At 69.1% G+C, this 20,863-nt stretch carries 20 protein-coding genes and 2 pseudogenes; 17 read left to right on the top strand and 5 right to left on the bottom strand.

The window, feature by feature from the left end:
* Positions 1-16: 16 nt before the first annotated feature.
* The gene (locus F0U63_RS16010; protein WP_395846783.1) at positions 17-943 is read right to left on the bottom strand and encodes a TIGR02757 family protein; all 927 of its coding nucleotides are present in this window, start codon (positions 941-943) and stop codon (positions 17-19) included.
* 125 nt (positions 944-1,068) lie between these two features.
* Here F0U63_RS16010 and F0U63_RS16005 point away from each other — a divergent pair, with 125 nt between their 5' ends.
* From F0U63_RS16005 to F0U63_RS15970, 8 genes and pseudogenes are all read left to right on the top strand, one after another.
* On the top strand, positions 1,069-2,832 hold the full coding sequence (locus F0U63_RS16005) for a tetratricopeptide repeat protein (protein WP_395846782.1): 1,764 nt from the start codon (positions 1,069-1,071) through the stop codon (positions 2,830-2,832).
* Between the two features lie 626 nt (positions 2,833-3,458).
* Positions 3,459-3,632: pseudogene (locus F0U63_RS16000) on the top strand (hypothetical protein); the annotation flags it as partial.
* Positions 3,605-3,718, top strand: a pseudogene (locus F0U63_RS15995) (hypothetical protein); the annotation flags it as partial. The pseudogenes F0U63_RS16000 and F0U63_RS15995, both read left to right, overlap by 28 nt.
* 33 nt (positions 3,719-3,751) lie before the next feature.
* A complete protein-coding gene (locus F0U63_RS15990; RefSeq protein ID WP_395848560.1) occupies positions 3,752-4,111 on the top strand; it encodes a hypothetical protein in 360 nt (119 codons plus the stop codon).
* Between the two features lie 6 nt (positions 4,112-4,117).
* Positions 4,118-5,128 (top strand): DUF2169 domain-containing protein, encoded by a 1,011-nt coding sequence (locus F0U63_RS15985; RefSeq protein WP_395846781.1) that lies wholly within the window; start codon positions 4,118-4,120, stop codon positions 5,126-5,128.
* The gene (locus tag F0U63_RS15980) at positions 5,125-6,174 is read left to right on the top strand and encodes a hypothetical protein (RefSeq protein WP_395846780.1); all 1,050 of its coding nucleotides are present in this window, start codon (positions 5,125-5,127) and stop codon (positions 6,172-6,174) included. The genes F0U63_RS15985 and F0U63_RS15980 overlap by 4 nt, the downstream gene beginning before the upstream one ends.
* 12 nt (positions 6,175-6,186) lie before the next feature.
* A complete protein-coding gene (locus F0U63_RS15975) occupies positions 6,187-7,377 on the top strand; it encodes a PAAR-like domain-containing protein (protein ID WP_395846779.1) in 1,191 nt (396 codons plus the stop codon).
* 8 nt (positions 7,378-7,385) lie between these two features.
* Positions 7,386-8,096 carry an SMI1/KNR4 family protein gene (locus F0U63_RS15970; protein WP_395846778.1) on the top strand — a complete coding sequence of 237 codons (711 nt, stop codon included), beginning with the start codon at positions 7,386-7,388 and terminating at the stop codon, positions 8,094-8,096.
* Positions 8,097-8,404: 308 nt separating this feature from the next.
* Here the strand turns inward: F0U63_RS15970 and F0U63_RS15965 are convergent, their stop codons facing one another.
* Positions 8,405-8,704, bottom strand: a complete 300-nt coding sequence (locus F0U63_RS15965; protein ID WP_395846777.1) for a hypothetical protein — start codon at positions 8,702-8,704, stop codon at positions 8,405-8,407.
* Positions 8,705-8,762: 58 nt separating this feature from the next.
* Positions 8,763-9,230, bottom strand: a complete 468-nt coding sequence (locus F0U63_RS15960) for a molybdenum cofactor biosynthesis protein B (protein ID WP_395846776.1) — start codon at positions 9,228-9,230, stop codon at positions 8,763-8,765.
* A 39-nt stretch (positions 9,231-9,269) separates the two neighbouring features.
* On the opposite strand from F0U63_RS15960, the gene F0U63_RS15955 reads away from it, so the two are divergent.
* Positions 9,270-9,419, top strand: a complete 150-nt coding sequence (locus F0U63_RS15955) for a hypothetical protein (RefSeq protein ID WP_395846775.1) — start codon at positions 9,270-9,272, stop codon at positions 9,417-9,419.
* Here the strand turns inward: F0U63_RS15955 and F0U63_RS15950 are convergent.
* Complete coding sequence (locus tag F0U63_RS15950; RefSeq protein WP_095992058.1) at positions 9,416-9,733, bottom strand: Rieske 2Fe-2S domain-containing protein; 318 nt, start codon at positions 9,731-9,733, stop codon at positions 9,416-9,418. The genes F0U63_RS15955 and F0U63_RS15950 overlap by 4 nt on opposite strands.
* A gap of 196 nt (positions 9,734-9,929) precedes the next feature.
* Here F0U63_RS15950 and polX point away from each other — a divergent pair, with 196 nt between their 5' ends.
* The 6 genes from polX (at position 9,930) to F0U63_RS15920 (ending at position 16,864) form a co-directional block, all read left to right on the top strand.
* Positions 9,930-11,672, top strand: a complete 1,743-nt coding sequence (gene polX / locus F0U63_RS15945; protein ID WP_395846774.1) for a DNA polymerase/3'-5' exonuclease PolX — start codon at positions 9,930-9,932, stop codon at positions 11,670-11,672.
* A gap of 24 nt (positions 11,673-11,696) precedes the next feature.
* Positions 11,697-12,290, top strand: a complete 594-nt coding sequence (locus F0U63_RS15940; RefSeq protein WP_395846773.1) for a trypsin-like peptidase domain-containing protein — start codon at positions 11,697-11,699, stop codon at positions 12,288-12,290.
* Complete coding sequence (gene mrtX / locus F0U63_RS15935; protein WP_395846772.1) at positions 12,287-13,009, top strand: myxosortase MrtX; 723 nt, start codon at positions 12,287-12,289, stop codon at positions 13,007-13,009. The genes F0U63_RS15940 and mrtX overlap by 4 nt, the downstream gene beginning before the upstream one ends.
* Positions 13,010-13,147: 138 nt before the next feature.
* A complete protein-coding gene (gene dnaK / locus F0U63_RS15930; protein ID WP_395846771.1) occupies positions 13,148-14,770 on the top strand; it encodes a molecular chaperone DnaK in 1,623 nt (540 codons plus the stop codon).
* Positions 14,771-14,779: 9 nt separating this feature from the next.
* Entirely contained in the window at positions 14,780-16,081 is a 1,302-nt protein-coding gene (locus tag F0U63_RS15925; protein WP_395846770.1) for a DnaJ domain-containing protein, read from the top strand.
* Positions 16,082-16,111: 30 nt separating this feature from the next.
* Complete coding sequence (locus tag F0U63_RS15920) at positions 16,112-16,864, top strand: CvpA family protein (RefSeq protein ID WP_395846769.1); 753 nt, start codon at positions 16,112-16,114, stop codon at positions 16,862-16,864.
* Between the two features lie 14 nt (positions 16,865-16,878).
* Here the strand turns inward: F0U63_RS15920 and clpX are convergent, their stop codons facing one another.
* Positions 16,879-17,952, bottom strand: a complete 1,074-nt coding sequence (gene clpX / locus F0U63_RS15915; RefSeq protein WP_395846768.1) for an ATP-dependent Clp protease ATP-binding subunit ClpX — start codon at positions 17,950-17,952, stop codon at positions 16,879-16,881.
* A gap of 222 nt (positions 17,953-18,174) precedes the next feature.
* Between clpX and speA the strand changes: the two genes are divergently transcribed.
* Positions 18,175-20,181, top strand: coding sequence for a biosynthetic arginine decarboxylase (speA, locus tag F0U63_RS15910; RefSeq protein ID WP_395846767.1), 2,007 nt, complete (start codon positions 18,175-18,177; stop codon positions 20,179-20,181).
* Between the two features lie 97 nt (positions 20,182-20,278).
* Positions 20,279-20,779 (top strand): hypothetical protein, encoded by a 501-nt coding sequence (locus F0U63_RS15905; protein WP_395846766.1) that lies wholly within the window; start codon positions 20,279-20,281, stop codon positions 20,777-20,779.
* Positions 20,780-20,863: the final 84 nt, after the last annotated feature.

Raw genomic sequence — 20,863 nt, 5'->3', positions numbered from 1 at the left:
TCCGGCAGCGGGCGCTTCATCCTGTACGCGATGCCCTCACCGTCTCCCGGCCGATGGAACAGGCGGGCCGCAACAGGCACCGGGCACAGTTCTCCCGCACGGGCTTCGTGGGACACACCCCGCTCATGCCGTAGTGACACAGGGCGAAGTCGAAGCGCACCGGGTCCTCGGCGTCGAGCACGCGCAGCGAGGCCGTCACCTCCTCGGCGGTGCGCCAGCTCAGATCGTTGCGGCGGGTGAGCCCCAGGTGCTTGGAGATGCGGCCGATGTGCGTATCCAGGGGAATGAGCAGCGCCGAGGGCCGCACCCGCTTCCAGATGCCCAGGTCCACCCCATCCGGCCCGCGCACCATCCAGCGCAGGTAGAGGTTGAGCCGCTTGGCCGCGCCCGCCCCGAGCGGCGAGGGCAACAGGTGCTGCAAGCCCCGCTCGGGACCCATCGCCCGGCGCAGGGGCTCCATGGGCACTTCCCGCAGGGCGGTGGTGAACGCGTCCAGCGCGCCATGCCAGGAGCCGCGGGTCTCCAGTCCCTGGACGAAGAGGGCCTCCAGGCTCCCGTGCTCCCGCAGGGCCCGGCCCATCCCCAACAGGAGCACCGCCACGTCCGTGCCCACGTTGAAGCGGTAGACGAAGCCGCCGAGCAGCTCGCGCGCCCCCGCCACGTCCAGCTCGCGCACGAACGCCGCTGGAGAAGCCCCCATGCGCTTCAGCAGGGCGTCCACCTTGGGCCGGAACAGGTCCGCGCGGCCGTAGGCCAGGGCCGCCGCCAGCAACCCGGCTACCTCGATGTCGCGTGGATCCTGGTAGCGGCGCGGAAACTCCAGCGGATCGAACGCGATGCGCGCCCGGCTGTCCGTGGAGGCCATGAAGGACGTCAGGCACGGCAGCAGGCGCCGCGCGTCACTGGGACTCAGGCCGGTGGAGGGAGAGGATCGCGGGGGCATGACGAGGCGGGAGCGTGGTCTGGAGCAACCTCTTCCCACACCCGGCTCTTCCCTCCAAGGAGGCTTGGACCGCGGGGGCACGGTCCTTACCTGAGAGGCAAGCGAGCCCATGGTACGGTCCCGCCGTGTCCCCGCCCTCCCCGTCTCCCGTCCCGGACGGCCCGCCCGAGGCCCCCTCCGCCCGGCAACGCTGGTCCTCGCTCGCGCTGGTGTGCGGCTGCGCCCTGCTCGCCTACGCCAACGTCCTCGCCAACGGCTTCGTCTGGGACGATGTGGTGCTCATCCAGACCAATCCCTGGCTCGAGGGCCCCGAGCACCTGGGAGACATCTTCGGCTCGCACTTCTGGGCGTTCCACGACGAAGGGGGGGTGAGCCAGAACTACTACCGGCCCCTCGTCCACCTCACGTTCATGCTCTGCCACGCCCTCTTCGGCTTCCAGCCCTGGGGCTATCACCTGGTGTCCCTGCTCGGCCACGTGGCGGTCTCGGGTCTCGTCTACCAGGTGGGGTTGCTGTTGTGCGCGCGTCGCCGGACGGGCCCCTTCGCCGCGCTCGCCGCGGGGCTGCTCTTCGCCGTGCATCCCATCCACTCCGAGGCGGTGGCCTGGGCCGCGGCCGTGAACGACGTGACGATGACGCTGGGGGTGGTGCTCGCGTCGTGGTGGATGATGACCTCCGGGCCGGGCCTGACGCTCCGGAGTGCCCTGGCGGGCCTCGCGTTCCTCTTCGCCCTGCTGTTCAAGGAGCCCGGAATCCTCCTGCTGGGCATGGTGGGCGTGTACGACGTCGCGCTCGGGGACCGCGCCTGGAGCGCACGCCAGTGGGTGGGCCGCTACGCGCCGCTGGCGGTGGCGCTCGCCGTCTACGCCGCGCTGCGCCTGCCGGCCCTGGCGGGTCTCGGGCGGACGTTGCATCACACGCAGCTCGGGACCGGCGGATTGATTCTCAACACCCTGCCCCTTCTGGCGCAGTACGTGGGCGCGCTCGTCCTGCCACTCGAGTTCAACGCCTACCACCTCTTCGTCCCCGCCGAGTCGCTCGGAGACCCGCGGGTGCTCTCCGGACTGGCCGCCCTGGTGGGCCTCGGGGTGGTGGCGCTCGTCCTCTGGCGGCGCGAGCCCACCGCGTTCGTGGCGCTGGCCTGGTGCCTCGGCTGCCTCCTGCCCCTGTTGTACATCCCCGCCCTCGGGAAGAACGCCTTCGCCGAGCGCTATCTCTATCTGCCCTCGGTGGGCTTCGTCCTGTTCGTGGGCTGGGGCCTGGAGGCCCTGCTCCAGCACCGGCCGGCCTCGCGCCCGTGGCTCGTGGGCGCGCTGGCCGTGGTGGTGCTGGGAGGCGGCGTGGCCAGTGCCCTGCGCAACCGGGTCTGGCACGACGGCTACGCGCTGTGGAGCGACACCGAGAGCAAGTCTCCCGAGGAACCCTCCGTGCAGAGCGCACTGGGCCTCGCGCTCATCGATCGGGGGCAGTTCTCCGAGGCCATCCCGCACCTGGAGCGCGGTCGGCAGGGCAACGCCGTGGTCCGCAAGAACCTGGGGCTCGCCTACGCCCGGATGGGACGGCTGCCGGAAGCGGAGACCGAGCTCCAGGAGGCCGTGCGGATGAAGCCGGAGGACGCCAGCGCCTGGGTCAATCTGTGCCTCGTGCACAAGAACCTGAAGCAATGGCCCAACGCCCACGAGGAGTGCGCGACCGCCGTCCGGCTGGAGCCCCAGGCGCCCGAGCCCCGCGTCAGCCTGGCCCAGGTGCTGCTGCTGATGGGCCGCCTCGACGAGGCCGAGCAGCACCTGCGCGAGGCGCTCGCGCTCAGGCCCGGCTTCGCTCCCGCCCGCCGGCTGTTGGAGCGGCTCGAGCGGGAGCGGCAACGCGCGGTGCCTCCCGCCCCCTGAGCTTGAGCACCTTGGCCTGGTGCTCCTGGCGCTGGTCCTCCGAGAGCGTTGTCACGTCCTGGGCGGCCAGTTCCTCCAGCCGCTCGCGGCTGCGCTTGAGCGTGCGCACCTATCAGGCTGGCGTACACACATACCGCCAGCACTCTCTTGGGCAGTGTCCAGCTTCTCCACCCACTCACGTACGTGCCGCGCCAGGTGTCCCTCGGGCACCTGCCACTCGGGACAACCCGCTACCTCACCCAACTGCGCTGCCTTGTCCGTCTTGAAGCGCGGCACGGGGTCGCGCCGCCTCTCGCGGCGCTTTTTCTTCTCCTCGGGTCCTGGCGTCAGCTCGAACACGCCCGCTCTGCGCCTCCAACTCAGATGCGGGCGTCAACGCCTATTTTGCTCGACCCGGTCAGGGCAGCAGTGTGCCCCATGGGGGTGCTCAGCCCCACTACCGGCGCCGCGCACGGCCTTGCGGGCCACAGCCCTCTCCTCCTCCGCCTCCCTGCACCAGCCCGCCGCCGAACAAGTGCCTCCTGCCGCCCCTGCATGCTAGACTCCCAAATCCTGGCTTACGGAGATAATGAGGGCCGGCGAGTCTATACCTACGGCATCGCCGTAGTTAAGCAGGGGGGTGAAGAATGGAAGTTCCGGCAAGCAAAGGGGACGGGCAGCCGCTGGAGCAGACACTGCTCGATCCCATTTGGAGCATGAGGTTGGGCTGGTTTCTCGGCACGGACGCCGAGGGGCATTGGCTGGTAGATTTCGATGGCAACCGCGTGGGCCCGTGCCCAGCACGGCGTACCATTCTTCTCACCCCCGAGAGATTCGTACTGCGGTGGAGAGCTGCCAGCGCGCGGCGCTTCTCTTCGAGAATGGGGACCCGCGGCTGCCTGTCGTGGTCGGCCTGGAGCAAGCACCCAGTCCCACGCCCATGCTTGATGAGGAAGATGATCTCGAAGCAGACCTGACTTCCAAACAAGAGGACGAACTGCCGGTGCCGGCGCGCGCAGCAGTCGCTGACTGGTGGCAACGAGCGCGACAGGATTTCTCGCGGAGTGCGCGCTACCTGGATGGCAAGCCGTTCAGTGGCACGGCGCTGCTGGATGCGCTGGCGAGGGGGCCCATGCGTCGACGGCATGTCCACGCACGGGAATTGGCGCTGAGGACGCAGGGCGCACACGACGTACAGACACTTGCGTTCACAGCCCGACAGGTCGCGGAACTGGCCGGAGCAGAGCGCGTGCGCGAGAACGTGTCGACACGTCCACTGGCGCGTACCTTTGGGGATTGAAGTCCCATGTGGGCACTGAAGAATCGCACAGCATACGCAGCGGAGCGAAACTGGACGCGTGACAAGGACGGGGTCCACTGGTGGCTCGTTGCGGTCAAGGCGACTTTTGACATCGGGCCTGGGGGGCGACTCCAACTGGCGGACGAGCAGCATCCTCCCGTGCTGATGCCTGAGTACTTCGGAGAGCCCGGTCAGTCGAGCTTGCGCTACGACTCGGACCTGCTGGCGGTGAAGCCGGGCACGGAGGTGCTGCTCGACGCCTGCGCGCACGCGCCTCGCGGCAAGCCCACCGAGACGGTGCCGGTCTCGCTGAGGCTCGGACCGCTCCACAAGGTTCTGCTCGTGCACGGGCCGCGCACCTACTCTCGGGGGATGCTCGGGGTGGAGATGAGCCGGCCCCGGCCCTTCACCACGAGCCCCATTCGCTATGAATCCGCGTTCGGGGGCTACGACTTGACGGACTCCGACCCCAGCAAGCATCGGATCGACGAGCGGAATCCCATCGGGCGCGGCTTCGCGACACGCAATGCCCAACTGGCGGGCAAGCCCGCCCACACCATCGAGTATCCCAGTGGCGACCCGGCGGCCCGAGGCCCCGCAGGGTTCGGTCCCATCGACCCCGCCTGGATGCCGCGGCGCAAGCTCGCGGGGACGTACGACGCACGGTGGGAGCGCACGAAGAAACCCTTGCTCCCCGATGACTACGACCCCGCCTTCGCGCTGAGTGCCCCCGGGGACCAGCGGCTCGATGGGCCCCTCACCGGCGGCGAGCGGGTCGAGCTGGTGAACATGACGCCCGAAGGCGTCCTGCGCTTCGATCTGCCCCGTATCTCGCTCGGCTTCACCACGCACGTGGGACGGCGGAGCGAGGAGCATGGCGCACGTCTGAGCACTGTCCTCGTGGAGCCTGAAGCCAGACGCCTCTCGCTGGTGTGGCAGGGCACGCTGTGTGTTCCCGCGCTGGATGCGGACTACCTCGACGAGACGGAGATCGCCGAGTTGAGGGAGGAGGAATGAGCACCTCCCTCGAAGTCGTTGCGGTCGGCGCGCGAACCCCCGTCGGGTATACCGCGGAGAGCAGTGCGGCGGCCGTGCGCGCTGGCATCTCCCGCTACGCCGAGTACCCCTTCGCCGATGCCCAGGGCAAGCCCGTGGTGATTGCCTCAGACGGGCTGCTTGACCCGAAGCTGGAGGGGCGGGAGCGGCTCCTGCCGCTGCTCGAGAGTGCGCTGGGTGAGGTCGAGGTCAAGCTGGGCCCTGAAGCGCTCCAGCGCAGTCGGCTCAGCGTGCTGCTGTCGTGCCCGGAGGCCCGCCCCGGGTTCTCAGAGGAGGACGAGGGCTGGCTGGTCAACGCCGTGGAGGCGCGCTATCGCGGGAAAAGCTCCGGCGCGCGCGTCGTGCTCGCCGGGCGCGGCCACGCAGGAGCGCTCCGGGCGGTGGAGCAGGCCCTGCGGGAGTGTGCCGATGGCAGGGACCACCTGTTCCTGGTGGCGGGCGCCGACAGCTACCACCACACGGAGACGTTCCTCTGGCTGGAGCAGGCTCGCCGGTTCGCGCAGCCGGGGATTCGCAGTGGCTTCACGCCCGGCGAGGGCGCCGCCTGTCTGGCGTTGATGAGCGCCGGGCCGCGGCGCCGCCTGGGGCTGTCACGGCTGGCCGTCGTGCGGGGAGCGCACACCGCGCGGGAGCGCCAGCTTCGCGACAGCAGCACGGGCTCGCTCGGCGTCGGGATGACCCAGGCCGTCGAGGGTGCCGTTGTGGGGCTCGAGTTGCCCCACGAAGGGGTCGACGACCTGTATACGGACATCAATGGCGAGCGCTACCGGAGCGAGGAGTGGGGCTTCGTCGTGCTGCGGACGCCATCGGTCTGGAAGTCCACCGGCCACAGGGCCCCGAGCAGCTGCTGGGGCGATGTCGGTGCCGCCTCCGGAGCGCTCGGGGGCGTCCTGGCGGTCCGGGCATTCGCCCGGGGGTATGCGCGAGGCCCGCGAGCCATGGTGATAGCAGGCTCGGATGGCGGCTTACGTGGAGCGATGTTGTTGCAGGATCCACGGGGGTCCTAGGGAGTCACATCCATGCCGAAGGTCTCAATCAACGCACCGAAGACACCCGTGACGGAAGGCAGCAGCGGCATCGCCGCGGCGACGCTGCCCAACGTATGCAAGATGCCGGGGCCTCCGGCGCCGTTCGTCCCGACGCCGCTGCCCAACATCGGCAAGAGCGGGCAGGACCCAAAGAAGTACACCAAGACTGTGACCATCGCGGGGAAGAAGGTCGCCATCCAGGGCGCCACCTTTGGCTCCATGGGGGACGTCGCTAGCAAGGGCACCGGCGGCGGGATTGCCTCCGCCAACGTAGAGGGCCGCACCAGCTTCGTGGGCCCCGGAGCCATGGATGTGAAGTTCGACGGGAAGAACGTCCAGCTGCTCGGTGACCCCATGCTCAACAACTGCGGACCGAACGGGAGCCCCGCCAACGCGGCGACGATGCTGGGCGTGGTCCAGGCCGACGGGCCCGTCATCTTCGTCACCGGAGATGACAAGTGCCCGCTGTGCAATAAGTCACATGGCAAGCAGGGCTCCATCAAGGAAACGAAGGCGACCAAGGTCAACGCTGAGCGGCTGGCCAAGAAGCTCGCCAAGAAGGAGTACCCGAACGCCACGATGCTCGGAGTCGTCCAGTGCAAGTGCAAGGCGAAGCACTATGCCGAGCGCTCGGGAGAAACGGACGATGACTTCTGTGCCAGCGCGGAAGAGCTCGGATGGAACCACGCCCAGACCCCCAAGGACGAGGAGGAGGAACAAGAAAAGGACGAGGACGAGGACGAGGACGAGGACGCCGAGAACGATGCTGACGGCTTCACCATGCGCAATGTGGTTTTCAAGTTCCTCAAGAAACGGTTCAACAAGCAAGCGGACGACGTGAAGACCGTCTGGGTGGACGCCAACAAGGAGTACCAGAAGTTCCGCCGCAATCAGCAGCTACCCGCCGCCTATCCGCCGGGACGCTGTGCCGCCCCTAAAGCGCTTTTGCTCGTGATGCAGGACAAGGCCTTCCCTGGCGGCATCACCGAGCAGTGGTTCCATCCCGAGGGCAGGCCGACTCGGGGGAAGATAAAGTTCCGGGACAGGGCGAGCGGCACGGTGGTCGCAGGTCCATTCGATCATGGGAAGACGGTCCCGCCGTGCGGCACCTGTTGTGTCCTCCTCCCGATGATGATCTGCCCGGAAGTCCAGGAGACGCAATGCCAACACAAGAGGAAGTAGAGCCCCAGATGGAGAGCCTGCTGCTGCGGACTGTCCCTGGGCTCGCGGAGCAGTGGCGGGGCGCAACGCCTGCCACGATTGAGAAGATCGAGCGGATTGCCGGCCGCCCCCTGCCTCCGTTCTATCGCTGGTTCCTGAGCCGCATGGGCCAGAGCATGGGGAGCCTGGCCTACCCCACCCTGGACTTCTCGGCCGAGCGCGTGTTGGCGTGTTACGCCCAGAAGCTGGTCAAGCCCGATCCCCGCTTCCTGCTCATCGCCTACGAGTCCGATGAGATGATGCCGCTGCATCTCTTCTACGATTTCAAGGCGCCCGCACGAAACGATGCCATGGTCACCTCGCGCGAAGCCCGCGGCAAGGAACTGACCGACGGCTTCGAGACGCTGAGGGAGATGCTGGCGTGGGGAGCGCTCTCCCTTTTCCGCATCGACAGGGCACCGCACACCAGCAGCGGCAGCCTCAAGGGCGATACCCCAGGCTTCCTGACGAACCTCGACCCCGTGATGAGCAGTCTTGGATTCGACCAGCCGATTCCCACCGGCCCGCTCTGCAGATTGTATGAGCGGCCCGATGCGGTCATGGTGTGCATGGGCACGCCAAGATCGGGAACCGGGAACCGGAGGGCTTTCGACCTCGGAGGCAATAATGCTGGAAGCCTGCGGAGAATCCTGGGGGAGATCGCATCCGCGCGCGTCGTGGAGCTACAGGTGAAGAAGTAGGCTTCACACCTCGACGAGGCGCCCGCACGAAATGATGCCATGGTCACCTCGCGGGCCCCGGCGCAGGGGCCACCACAGAGCGCGTGGTGTTGAACCTAACGCAGCCACAACCAACGTAGTTGTGGGCCTTGTCGAAAAAGGGGCCGCGCATTTGACAGCCCGCCAAGCACACCACCAAGCGCTGCTGGGAGTCGAGGACGAAGGCGTCACGGCCGTGAAAGCCCCCTGTGCCCGTGGGCTTGCCGGTGCTGGGCGGCTCGGCCACCAGCACATCCACCCAGTGGACCTGGGTGAAAGCAAAGCACAAGTCAGCCGAGGACCAGTAGCCCGCGTCCGCGGCCACCCGCGGGGGGCGTGTCCTCGGGCAGCCCCGCTCCCACCAACACACGCCGGGCCTCGCGCACCGCCTCCTCCAAGTGGCCAGTGTCCAGCTTCTCCACCCACTCACGTACGTGCCGCGTCAGGTGTCCCTCGGGCACCTGCCACTCGGGACAACCCGCTACCTCACCCAACTGCGCTGCCTTGTCCGTCTTGAAGCGCGGCACGGGGTCGCGCCGCCTCTCGCGGCGCTTTTTCTTCTCCTCGGGTCCTGGCGTCAGCTCGAACACGCCCGCTCTGCGCCTCCAACTCAGATGCGGGCGTCAACGCCTATTTTGCTCGACCCGGTCAGCGCGTCAGCTCGCGCACCGCGTGACCCAGCTCGGGGAGGATGAGCTTGTGCATCCCCAGCCGCACCGCCTGGGGCGAGCCCGGCAGCGCGAAGAGGATCATCCCCTGCCAGGTGCCCGCCGTGGCGCGGGACATCATCGCCGGGCTGCCGATCTCCTGGTACGACAGCATCCGGAACAGCTCACCGAAGCCCGGCAGCGTCTTCTCGAACAGCCCCTGCAGCGTCTCCACCGTGCTGTCGCGGCGTCCGATCCCCGTGCCACCCGTGAAGAGCACGGCCCGCGCGCCCGTCTCGCGCGCCTCGGCCAGCGTGGCGCGGATCGCCTCGGGCTCGTCCGGGATGACCTTGTAGCCGCTCACCGTGTGGCCCTCGGCCTCCAGCACCTCGCGCAGCACCCGGCCGCTCTCGTCCCGCGCCGCGTTCCGGCTGTCCGAGCACGTCACCACGAACGCACTCACGTGCACCGGCGCGTGCGCCTTGTGCTCCCGTGCCGCTTTCGACTCATGCCCGGAGTCATGGGCGTGCTCGTGCCCATGCTCATGGCCGTGGTGGGGGTCATGGCCATGGCCGTGGTGGTCATGGTGATGGTCATGGCCGTGGTGGTGATGCTTGGGGTCGTGCTCGTGTCCCTCGTGTGCCATCTGTTCTCCTAGAGATCCTTCTCGGACAGCTCGACGAGCAGCTCACCGTTCTCGACCGCGATCGACATGGTGGGCTGGTCGTCGCACACGCCCGGCGAGGTCTCGTTCTTGCCCGTGTCCATGTCGAAGCCCACCTCGTGGCAGGGGCAGATGACCCGGTTGCCCTCGATGCGTCCGCCGGACAACAGGCAGCCGGCGTGGTTGCACCAGTCGTCCAGCCCCTTGTAGCGCCCGTCGATGCGGGCCACGCACAGGTTGCGCTTGCCCACTTCGTAGCCCCGCATCTCCTGTTCGGCGAAATCCGCCGGTCCGAGCTTGATCTTCATCGGCTCCATTCCTCGTGACTTCCTGGAAACAGCATCGGAGGTTCTTTACCCTGGTTCGGCGCGGACACGGGAGGGTCTTGCGCGGAGCCCCGAGGAGCAGGGAGCGGAGCAAGCCCCTCGGAGACCCGGAGTCCTGCCACCTCCCCCGTGTTTCCGCTCGCCTGCACCCTCATTCCATGGGCATTACCATTTCCCCGTGAAGCCGCCCGATAAAGCCACCGTCATCCAGGTCCTCCGGGACATCTCGCTCCTCCTCCAGATGAAGGGGGAGAACCCCTTTCGCAGCCGCGCCTATGACATCGCCGCCGATCGCCTCGCGGGCCTCTCCGAGGACCTGGGCGCCCTGCTGCGCGACGGCCGGCTCCAGGAGCTGCCGGGCATCGGCCAGGCCATCGCCGACAAGGTGTCCGAGCTGCTGACCACGGGCCAGCTCGCCTCCTACGAGGCGCTGCGCGCCGAGCTGCCCGCGGGCGCACTGGAGCTCGTGCGGGTGCCGGAGCTGGGGCCGAAGAAGGCGGTGCTCCTCGCCCGGCAGCTCGGGGTGGACAGCGTGGACGCGCTGGAGAAGGCCTGCCGCGAGGGCCGCGTGCGCCAGGTGGCCGGCTTCGGGGAGAAGAGCGAGGCCAACCTGCTCGCGGGCATCGAGCTGTACCGGCGCTCGAACACCCCCCGGCGCCTGCTGGGCGAGGTGCTGCCCGTGGCCGAGCGCCTGCTCGCCTCCGTGCAGACCCTGCCGGGCGTCATCCGCGCGAGCGTCGGAGGCAGCCTGCGCCGGCGGGCGGAGACGGTGGGGGACGTGGATCTCATCGCCTCGGCGGCCGGAGCCAGCGCCGTGTTCGACGCCTTCTGCGCCGCGCCCGAGGTGGCCCACGTCATCGGCCGGGGCGAGAGCAAGTGCTCGGTGCGGCTGCACGAGAAGGATCTCCAGGTGGACCTGCGCGTCCTGCCCGACGAGGACTTCGCCACCGCCCTGCACCACTTCACCGGCTCGCGCGCCCACCACGTGCGCCTGCGGGGGCTCGCCCAGGAGCGGGGACTGAAGATCTCCGAGTGGGGGGTGCACCGCGCCGATGGCACCAAGCTGCACGTGCCCGACGAGGCCGCGCTCTACCGGTTGCTCGGCATGCAGTACATCCCCCCCGAGCTGCGCGAGGACACGGGGGAGATCGAGGCGGCGCTCGCGGGGAAGCTGCCCGAGGACCTGGTCGCCTGGGAGGATCTCCAGGGCGCGGTGCATGCCCACAGCACCTGGTCGGACGGGAAGAACTCCCTGGAGGAGATGGCGCGCGCGGCCCAGGCCCTGGGGCTCAAGTTCCTCACGGTGACCGAGCACAGCCAGGCCTCCATCTACGCCGGCGGGCTCAAGGAGGACGACCTGCGCCGGCAGTGGGAGGAGATCGACCGCGTCAACGACACCGTGAAGGGCGTGCGGCTGCTCAAGGGCATCGAGGTGGACATCCTGGAGAGCGGCGCGCTCGACTACACCGACGCCGTGCTCGAGCAGTTGGAGGTGGTCATCGGCTCCATCCACGTGCGCCACGGCATGGACGAGGATCAGATGACGCGCCGGTTGCTCAAGGCCTTCGACAACCCGCACCTGCACATCCTCGGACACCCCACGGGGCGGATGCTCCCGGGCCGCGAGCCCTACCCCCTGCGCATGGAGGAGGTGCTCGACAAGGCGGCCGAGCGGGGCGTGGTGGTGGAGGTCAACGGCAAGCCGGAGCGGCTGGACCTGAAGACGGAGCACGTGCGGATGGCGCTCGAGCGCGGGGTGAAACTGGTGGTGAGCTGCGACGCGCACCGGGCGGCGGACCTCGGCAACCTGGCCTTCTCCCTGGGCACCGCGCGCCGGGGATGGGCCCGCCGGGGTGATGTCCTCAACACCCTGCCCGCCGAGCAGTTCATCGCCACCCTGCGCCAGCAGCGCGCCGCGTGACGGGGTGCTAGGCTCCCGCGCGTCGTGACGCGCCTCCTGCCCCTCGTCCTCGCCCTCGTCTCCACCGGCGTCCTCGCCGCGGACAAACCCACCCGTGCCGATCTCCAGAAGACCCTGGCGCTGTATGAGCGCTCGGTGGTGAAGGTGCGGGGCGGGCGTGGCGCGGGGCCGGGCATCATCGTGGGCGCCGAGGGCCAGGTGCTCACCTCCGTGCGCCACGTCGACCTGGAGGCCGCGCGGGTGGAGTTCGCGGGCCAGAGCCTGCCGGCCACGGTGGTGCTCGCCAACGCGATGCTCAAGGTGGCCGTCGTCGCCGCGCCCGCGGGCAGCTACCCCGCCGTGCCCGTGCAGGTGTCCGCCGCGAGCCCCGCGGGCCAGTGGCTCATCGGCGTGGTGCCGGGCAAGGGCCGGAAGCAGGACACCCCCACCGCGGGCCTGGCGCGCGAGGCCCCCGAGCCCTTCATCGACGTGGACGTCGCGCTGCCTCCGGGCAGCCCCCTCTTCGACACCCGGGGCCGGCTGGTGGCGGTGTCCGTGCAGCGCAAGGGGCGCGGCTGCCGGGCCCTGCCCCTGGACGCCGTCAAGCAGCAGCTCGTCACCCGGGTGGCCACGCCGTGAGCGCCACCGCGGCGGCTCCCTGGCGTCCCACCGCCGTCCAGGAGGTGCTCGGCCTGTGGGGCCTGGGCTTCCTGGGCATCATCGTCTCCTTCCTGCTGTTCGGCGGCACGGGCGTGCCCAAGCTGGTGGCCACGGTGGGCTTTCTCTACCTGCCGCTCATTCCCATGCGCTGGCGCGGCGAGGACTACCGCGACTACGGGCTGTCCACGCGCACCTGGCGCCAGGACGTGCGCCTCTTCCTGGGGATGAGCCTGGTGGTGTTCCCGCTCTTCTTCGGCCTCTTCGCGCTGTGGACGGAGGTGCTCCCGCTGCTGCCCACGGAGCTCGCGCGGCTGCTCGCGCCCTTCCGGGGCCCGGCGCACTTCACACCCCGGCTGCCCCCGCGCTTCGCGGAGTGGGTGGTGGATCAGCTCTTCGTCGTGGCCCTGCCCGAGGAGTTCTTCTACCGGGGCTACATGCAGGCGCGTCTGCGCGATGCCTGGCCCCACGGGCGGCGCGTGTTCGGCGTCCGGTTGGGGCCCGCCTTCTGGCTCACCGCGCTGCTCTTCGCGCTCGGCCACCTGGCCATCTTCCAGGTGTGGCGCCTGTCCGTCTTCTTCCCCGCCCTGCTCTTCGGGTGGATGCGCGAGCGCACCGGCAGTGTCGTGGGCGCGGCCCTCTTCCACGCCGCCGCCAACCTCTTCGTGCGCTGCCTGGAAGTGTCCTTCTTCGGCGGGTAGCAGGCACGCCAACCCCTTGAAACCACTGGGTTTTAACCAGAATGAACGTTTGACACGCCCGTTTCGAAGTGTCTAACATCCGGGCGTTTTTCCGAGCGTGGGGGCACCAACGGCCCGCCAGGCGACAGCGGAGACGGAATGTCGGAAGAGATCGCGATCGGCATCGACCTGGGCACCTCGACCTCGTGTGTGTCCGTGGTCCGGGACGGTCAGCCGTTCGTCATTCCCAACGAGTGGGGCGAGACGACGCACGCCTCCTGCGTGTCCTTCCTCGATGACGGCTCGGTGCTGGTGGGCAACGCGGCCAAGCGCAACATCATCACCAACGCCGAGTCCACGGTGTACTCGGCCAAGCGCCTCATCGGGCGCTACTTCTTCTCCGACGAGGTGAAGAAGGCGCAGGCGGTGATGCCGTACCAGATCGTCGAGGGAGAGAACAACACGGTGCGCATCGCCGTGCGGGGCGAGACGTATTCGCTGCCGGAGATCTCCGCGCTGGTGCTCAAGGAGATGAAGGCCATCGCCGAGGGCTACCTGGGCATGCCGGTGACCAAGGCGGTGGTCACCGTGCCGGCCTACTTCAACGACAACCAGCGGCAGGCGACCAAGGACGCGGGGCGCATCGCCGGGCTGGAGGTGCTGCGCATCCTCAACGAGCCCACCTCGGCGGCGCTCGCCTACGGCTTCGGCCGGGACGTGAGCCAGCGCGTGGTGGTGTACGACCTGGGCGGTGGCACCTTCGACGTCTCCATCCTGGAGATCGGCAAGGACGTCTTCGAGGTGCTGTCCACCGCGGGTGACACGTACCTGGGCGGCGACGACTTCGACGACCGCATCATGACGTGGCTGGCGGACGACTTCCTCAAGCGCACGCGGCTGGACCTGCGGCAGAACAAGTACTGCCTGCAGATGCTCAAGGACGCGGCCGAGCGGGCGAAGATCGACGTGGGCGGCCAGGGCGTGGCGGACGTGCGGTGCGAGGGCATCTGCCAGGACTCCCAGGGCAAGGTGTTGGACCTGACGGCCCGGCTCACCCAGGATCAATTCAACCGGATGGTGATGGACCTGGTGCAGCGCACCTTCAAGGTGTGTGACGAGGCGCTGCAGTCCGCGCGCATGACGGCGGCGGACATCGACGCGGTCATCCTCGTGGGGGGCCCCACGCGCCTGCCCATCATCCGCAACTCGGTGCGCCACTACTTCCAGAAGGAGCCCAAGGAAGGCATCAACCCGGACCAGGTGGTGGCCATGGGCGCGGCGCTCCAGGCCAACGCGCTGCTGGACACCGCCACCGAGACCTTCCTCGTGGACGTGACGCCGCTGTCGCTGCGCATCGGCACGGTGGGCGGCTACACCGAGAAGATCATCGAGAAGAACACACCGGTACCCATCGACCGCTCGAAGACGTTCACCACCAGCCGCGACGGCCAGGAGAAGGTGAAGATCCGCGTCTACCAGGGCGAGAGCAACCGCGCCGACGAGTGCGAGATGCTCGGCGAGTTCGAGTTCTCGGGCTTCCGCGTGGGCTACCGGGGCGAGGTGAAGATCGACGTGACGTTCGAGATCAACACCGACGGCATGGTGAACGTCTCCGCGGCGGATCAGGAGACGGGCCAGAAGACGTCCACCACGCTCACCATGTCCTCGGGCCTGTCGGAGGCGGATATCCAGCGCTCCATCCAGGCCAATCAACAACTCCAACTCGCGGGCCATGGAGGGGCGGACCTGCCCGCCGTGGCCGCTCCCCGCCGAGGCAGATAGAGCCGCGCGATGTCACAGCCTCCACACAACGGCGCGGGCAAGCCTCCCCCGCCTCCACCGCCCGACATCCCCTCGGAGCCAGGCCAGCGCCCCACGGTCAAGGTGTCGACCGTGTCGCTCGGGCCGCGTCCGGCGTCTCCCCCGTCGGGAGCACGGCCTTCCTCGGCCGGGCTCCCCGTGGCGCCCTCCACCGGGACGCCCTCGGGCACACGGCCCGTTGTCGGAGTGCCTCCGAACGATCCCTCCTTTCGGCCCACCGCCCGGGTGCCGACCCTCTCCGCCGCCCCGGCGAGCCCTCCTCCCGCGCCCGCCGGGAGCGTGCCCGCCGCCCCGCGTCCTGGCTCCACCCCGCTGTCCAGCGCCGCCATCCCGGCCGTGCCCGTCACCCGGCGCCCCGGCGGCACCCCGCTGTCCAGCGCCGCCGTCCCGGTCGTGCCCGCCGCCCCGCGTCCCGGCGGCACCCCGCTGTCCAGCGCCGCCGTCCCGGTCGTGCCCGCCGCCCCGCGCCCCGGTGGCACCCCGCTGTCCAGCGCCGCCGTCCCGGTCGCGCCCCCGCCCGCCCCCGGCTCCGGGCGGCCCGTCTCGAGCGTGGGAATGGCCCGGCCCCCGCCGCCGCCTCCCGCCGCGCTCCAGCCGCCTCCTCCACCCGCGATGCCCTCCATCGCGCCGCTCGTGCCCTCCGTGGCGCCCGTGGTGCCCGCCGTCGCGCCCCCGCCTCCCGCCGCCCCCGCGCCCGCCGCCGCGTCCAACCCCATGGCCGAGCTCGCCGAGCGCTGTGCCCGGCTCGACCAGATGGACTACTTCGAGATCCTCCGGGTGGAGCGCACCGCGGCCCCCTCGGACATCAAGAAGGCCTTCTACCGGGAGAGCCGCGCCTACCACCCGGACCGCTTCTTCCAGCTCCAGGACAAGGAAGTGAAGGAGCGCGTCAACGAGCTCTACAAGCGCGTCACCGAGGCCTACTACGTGCTGCGTGACGACGCGAAGCGCCGGCAGTACACGGCGGACGTCTCGGGGCCCGAGCGCGCCCACAAGCTGCGCTTCACCGAGTCCTCCGAGTCCGAGACGCGCGCCGCCTCCAAGCGGCAGGTGGAGGAGCAGATCGGCTCCAATCCCAAGGGCCGCCAGTTCTACCAGACGGGCGCGGCCGACGCCGACGCGGGGCGCTGGGCCTCGGCCGAGCGCAACCTGAAGATGGCCCTCACCTATGAGCCCGCGAACACTCGCTACAAGGAGAAGCTCGCCGAGGTGCAGAAGGTGCTGCTAGAGGAGTCACGCAAGCAGGGGGGCGACAGCTTCAAGATCCGCTGACGAGCCCCCGACAGGCCGAGGAACTTCCCCGTGACCATCGATCTCATCCTCCTGGGGCTCGTGCTGCTGTTCGCCGTGGCGGGCGCCATCACCGGCGGGGCCCGGCAGATCGCCGGCCTGGTGGCGGTGGCGGTGGCGTGGTTCGTCTCGCGCAAGCTCGGCCCGTACGTGGGCCCGCGGATGGCCGAGGCGCTCGGCGGCGCCCCACTGCTCTTCGGCACGCTCGCCGGCTCCCTGCTGCTCTTCATCGTCGTGCTGGTAGCGGTGCGCTACGCGCTCACCACCCTGCTGCGGCGGATGATGGGCGCGAGGAATCCGGAGCAGCGCAGCGCGGACAACGTCGTGGGCTTCGTGCTCGGCGGCCTCAGGGTGGTGCTCATCGCCTACGTGATGATCAGCGCGCTCGTCTTCGTGGACAAGTACGTGGTGGTGGCCGGGCGCAACCTCGGCGTGTCCCCCAAGGACTCCGTGTCCTTCGATCTGGCGCGGCGCTACAACCTCTTCGAGATGACGCAGTTCTCCGCCGTGCGGGACCTGGTCGTGGTGGCCCAGGTGTCCACCGATCCCGAGCGAGCCCGCCGCCTGGCGGACGATCCCGCCTACAAGGCACTGAAGAAGGACTCCCGCTTCCAGAAGGCCATGGCGAACAAGAACCTGCGCGCCGCGCTCGAGCGAGGAGACACCCAGGAAGTCCTGCGCAACAACCTCGCCCTCCAGTTGCTGCAGGACCCTCAGTTCGTGGCCCGGCTGGGCGCCGCGGCGAGGGCCAGTCAGCGCGACTGACCCCCCCGCGCGCGTCAGGCCCCGAGCCCCGCCCCGGCCTCCAGACCCTCCAGGCGGGCGCGCACGAAGGCCCCGTCCACGGTGACCCGGCGGTGGCGGCGCTCGGGCGCCTCGAACATCACGTCCGCCATCACGTGCTCGAGGATGGAGCGCAGGCCGCGCGCGCCCAGCCCCTTGTCCACGGAGAAGCGCACCACCTCGCGCAGCGCCTCCTCGTTCAAGTCCAGCTCGATGCCGTCCAGGCCCAGCAGCTCGCCATACTCGCGCACGATGGAATCCGGCGGCTCGGTGAGCACGCGCAACAGCTCCGGCTCGCCCAGCAGATCCAACTGCACCACCACCGGCAGACGCCCGAGGAACTCCGAGAGCATCCCGAAATCCACGAGCTGCTTGGTGGTGATGCGCCGGCGCAGCTTCTTCACGTCCGGGGCGCCGAAGCCCAGGGGCCGCGACTCGCCCTGGCTGCCGTACTCCTGCAGGTCGGAGAACGTCCCCGCGCAGATGAACAGGATGTCCCGGGTGTCGATGGGCACCATGTCACCCCGGTTGAACGATTGGGTGACATTCATGGGGACGAAGACCTCGCGCCCCTCCAGCAGCTTGAGGAGTGCCTGCTGCACGCCCTCACCACCGATGTCCCGGCTGCCCGCCCCGTTGCGTGCGCCCTGCGAGCGCCGGGCGATCTTGTCCACCTCGTCGATGAAGATGATGCCCCGCTGGGTGTCCTCCACCGAGTGGTTGCTCTTGAAGAGCAGGTCCGCGACCATCACCTCCACGTCCTTGCCGTAGTAGCCGGCCTCCGTGTACTCGGTGGCGTCCACGGTGGTGAAGGGCACGGAGAGGATGTCCGCCAGGTTGCGGGCGATGTGCGTCTTGCCGCTGCCCGTGGGTCCGATGAGCAGGATGTTGGACTTCTTGATGAGCGAGCCCCGCCGCATCCGCCGTGCCTGGATGCGCTTGAGGTGGTTGTGGGCGGCGATGGCCACGGCGCGCTTGGCGGCTTCCTGGCCGATGACGTAGCGGTCCAACCGCTCGTAGATCTCTCTCGGCGTCAGTATCGGTGAGTCCCTGCGTGCGGACGACTCCATGTCTCCTCCCCTCGGCGCCAGACCGGCTGACGGACGTGTTCCCTACAGGAGAGTAAGAATCCACCAGACAACGGCCCATCCGTCCCAGCGCGGGCGGTTCTAGGGGGGTGCTCGGCCGCTTGCCCCGCAGGCGGGGGTTGAACCCCGGGGGGATTCTCGATACTTCCCGCGCCATCCACTGTTGGTGGAACTCAACCCCAGACCGGGAGATCAGGAACGCCGATGCCTCCAATCACTCCTCAGCACCGTTGGACCCTCGCCGATGCCCAGGACACCTACGGCATCCGCAACTGGGGCTCGCCCTACTTCGGCGTCAACGACAAGGGTCATGTGTGCGTCCATCCCGACGGGCCCACCGCCCCGAACATGGACCTGAAGGAGCTGGTGGACGAGGTGCGGCGCCGGGGTATCGGCCTGCCCTTGCTCCTGCGCTTCACGGACGTGCTGCGCCACCGCGTGGTGCACCTCAACCAGGCGTTCCGCAAGGCCATCGCCGAGCACAACTACAAGGGCGTTTACCAGGGGGTGTACCCCATCAAGGTGAACCAGCACCGCTACGTCGCCGAGACGATCGTCGAGACGGGCAAGCAGTTCGGCTACGGCCTGGAGGCCGGAAGCAAGCCGGAGCTGCTCGCGGTGATGGCGCTCCTGGATCGCGAGGACGCGCTCGTCATCTGCAACGGCTACAAGGACGAGGAGTACGTGGAGACGGCGCTGCGCTTCTCGCGCCTGGGCCGCAAGGTGATCCTGGTGGTGGAGAAGCCCTCGGAGCTGCCGCTCATCGCCGAGGTGGCGCGCAAGACGGGCATCGCCCCGCGCATCGGCATGCGCGTGAAGCTGTCCAGCCGCGGCGCGGGCCGCTGGGAGGCCTCGGGCGGAGACCGCTCCAAGTTCGGCCTGTCCTCCTCGGAGCTGATGAGCGCCCTGGGCTTCCTCAAGGAGTCCGGGCTCCTGCCCTGTTTCGAGCTGTTGCACTTCCACCTGGGCAGTCAGATCTCCAACATCCGCAACGTGAAGAACGCGCTGCGCGAGGTGGGCCGCTTCTTCGTGGAGGTGGCCCGGCTGGGCGCGCCGCTCAAGTACCTGGACGTGGGCGGCGGCCTGGGCGTGGACTACGACGGCTCGCAGACGAACTTCACCTCCTCCATGAACTACACCACGGAGGAGTACGCCAACGACGTGGTGTTCTCGGTGATGGAGGCCTGTGACGCCGCGGGGGTGCAGCACCCCATCCTGGTGTCCGAGTCGGGCCGCGCCGTGGTGGCCCACCACGCGGTGCTCATCGTGGACGTGCTGGGAACGAGCGAGTTCGATCCCGTGCAGGTGCCGGAGAAGGCGGACGACAAGGCGCCCAGCGTCGTGCGCAACCTCCTGTCCACCTTCCGCGAGGTGACGAACAAGAACCTGCTGGAGGCCTACCACGACGCCCAGGAGTACAAGGAGGAGAGCCTCACCCTCTTCTCGCTCGGCCACCTGTCGCTGGAGCAGCGGGTGATGGCGGAGAACATCTTCTGGGCGCTGTGCCACAAGATCATGCGCATCGCGCGTGAGTCGGGGGAAATCCCCGAAGAGCTCGAGGCGCTCGAGAAGCAGCTGTCGGACACCTACTTCTGCAACTTCTCGGTGTTCCAGTCGCTGCCGGACTCGTGGGCGATTGATCAGCTCTTCCCCATCATGCCCATCCACCGGCTCAACGAGCGGCCCACGCGCCAGGCGGTGCTGGCGGACATCACCTGCGACTCGGACGGGAAGATCGACCACTTCATCGACAAGCGCGAGGTGAAGGACGCGCTGGAGCTGCACCCGCTCAACAACGATGACTACTACCTGGGCATCTTCCTGGTGGGGGCCTACCAGGAGATCCTGGGCGACCTGCACAACCTCTTCGGTGACACGCACGCGGTGCAGGTGTCGCTGGCGCCCAACGGCGGCTACCTGATCGACCACGTGGTGGAGGGCGACACGGTGACCGAGGTGCTCAACTACGTGAGCTACAACAAGGACGACCTCGTGGCGAAGCTGCGCAAGTCCACCGAGGTGGCGCTGCGCAACGGCCGGCTGTCCCTGGACGAGTCACGCCAGCTCCTGCGCATGTACGAGGAGGGCCTGTCCGGCTACACGTACCTGGAGCGCGAGGTGGACGCCTCGTTCGTGGCGAACCCCGGGCAGCTGCGCCTGGTGGTGCAGGACGGCAAGTCGCCCGTTCCGCCCACCGGCACGGGCACCTGAGTCGGCGGCGGTTGCGCCGCCCCTCTCTTCCCACCGCGTCCCCGCACTCCGGGGGCGCGGTTTTTCTTTTCCCGGCCGCCGGACTAGACAGACGGGTATGGCCCGCACGACTCGCACGACCACGACCCGGCCCGCGAAGAAGGCCGCCGCGAAGAAGGCCGCCCCCCGCCGCGCCGAGAGCACCCCGCGACAGGCGGTGAAGCGCCCGGCCCCGAGCACCAAACCCCTGGGGCAGAAGATGCTCCTGAAGCCCGGCATGGAGGCCGTGGTGCTGGGCGCTCCGGGGGACGTGGCCACGCTGTTGGGCGAGCTGCCCGAGGGAGCCCGCGTGCGGACGAAGCTCGGCAAGGGAGCGCCCTTCCTCCTCGTCTTCGTGCGCGACCAGGCCGAGCTCGAGCAGCGCATGTCCCAACTGGGCCCGGTGCTCACGCCCACGACGCTGTTGTGGGTGGCCTACCCCAAGCAGTCCTCGAAGGTGGAGACGGACCTCAACCGGGACCGGGGCTGGGAATCGGCCGAGCGGCTCGGTCTGCGGGGCATCGCCCAGGTGGCCGTGGACGCCACGTGGGCGGCGACGCGCCTGCGCCCCTCGGAGTAATCCGCCCTCCTCCAGACGGTAAAGCCCACCGCGCACGGGGTCCGGTCCCGACGGGCCCTTGCCTCCTTGGAGGGCCCCCCCTGC

It is taken from the genome of Cystobacter fuscus (genome assembly GCF_044360685.1).
Taxonomy (GTDB): Bacteria; Myxococcota; Myxococcia; order Myxococcales; family Myxococcaceae; genus Cystobacter; species Cystobacter fuscus_C.
This window is presented reverse-complemented; position numbering and strand designations above follow the sequence as displayed.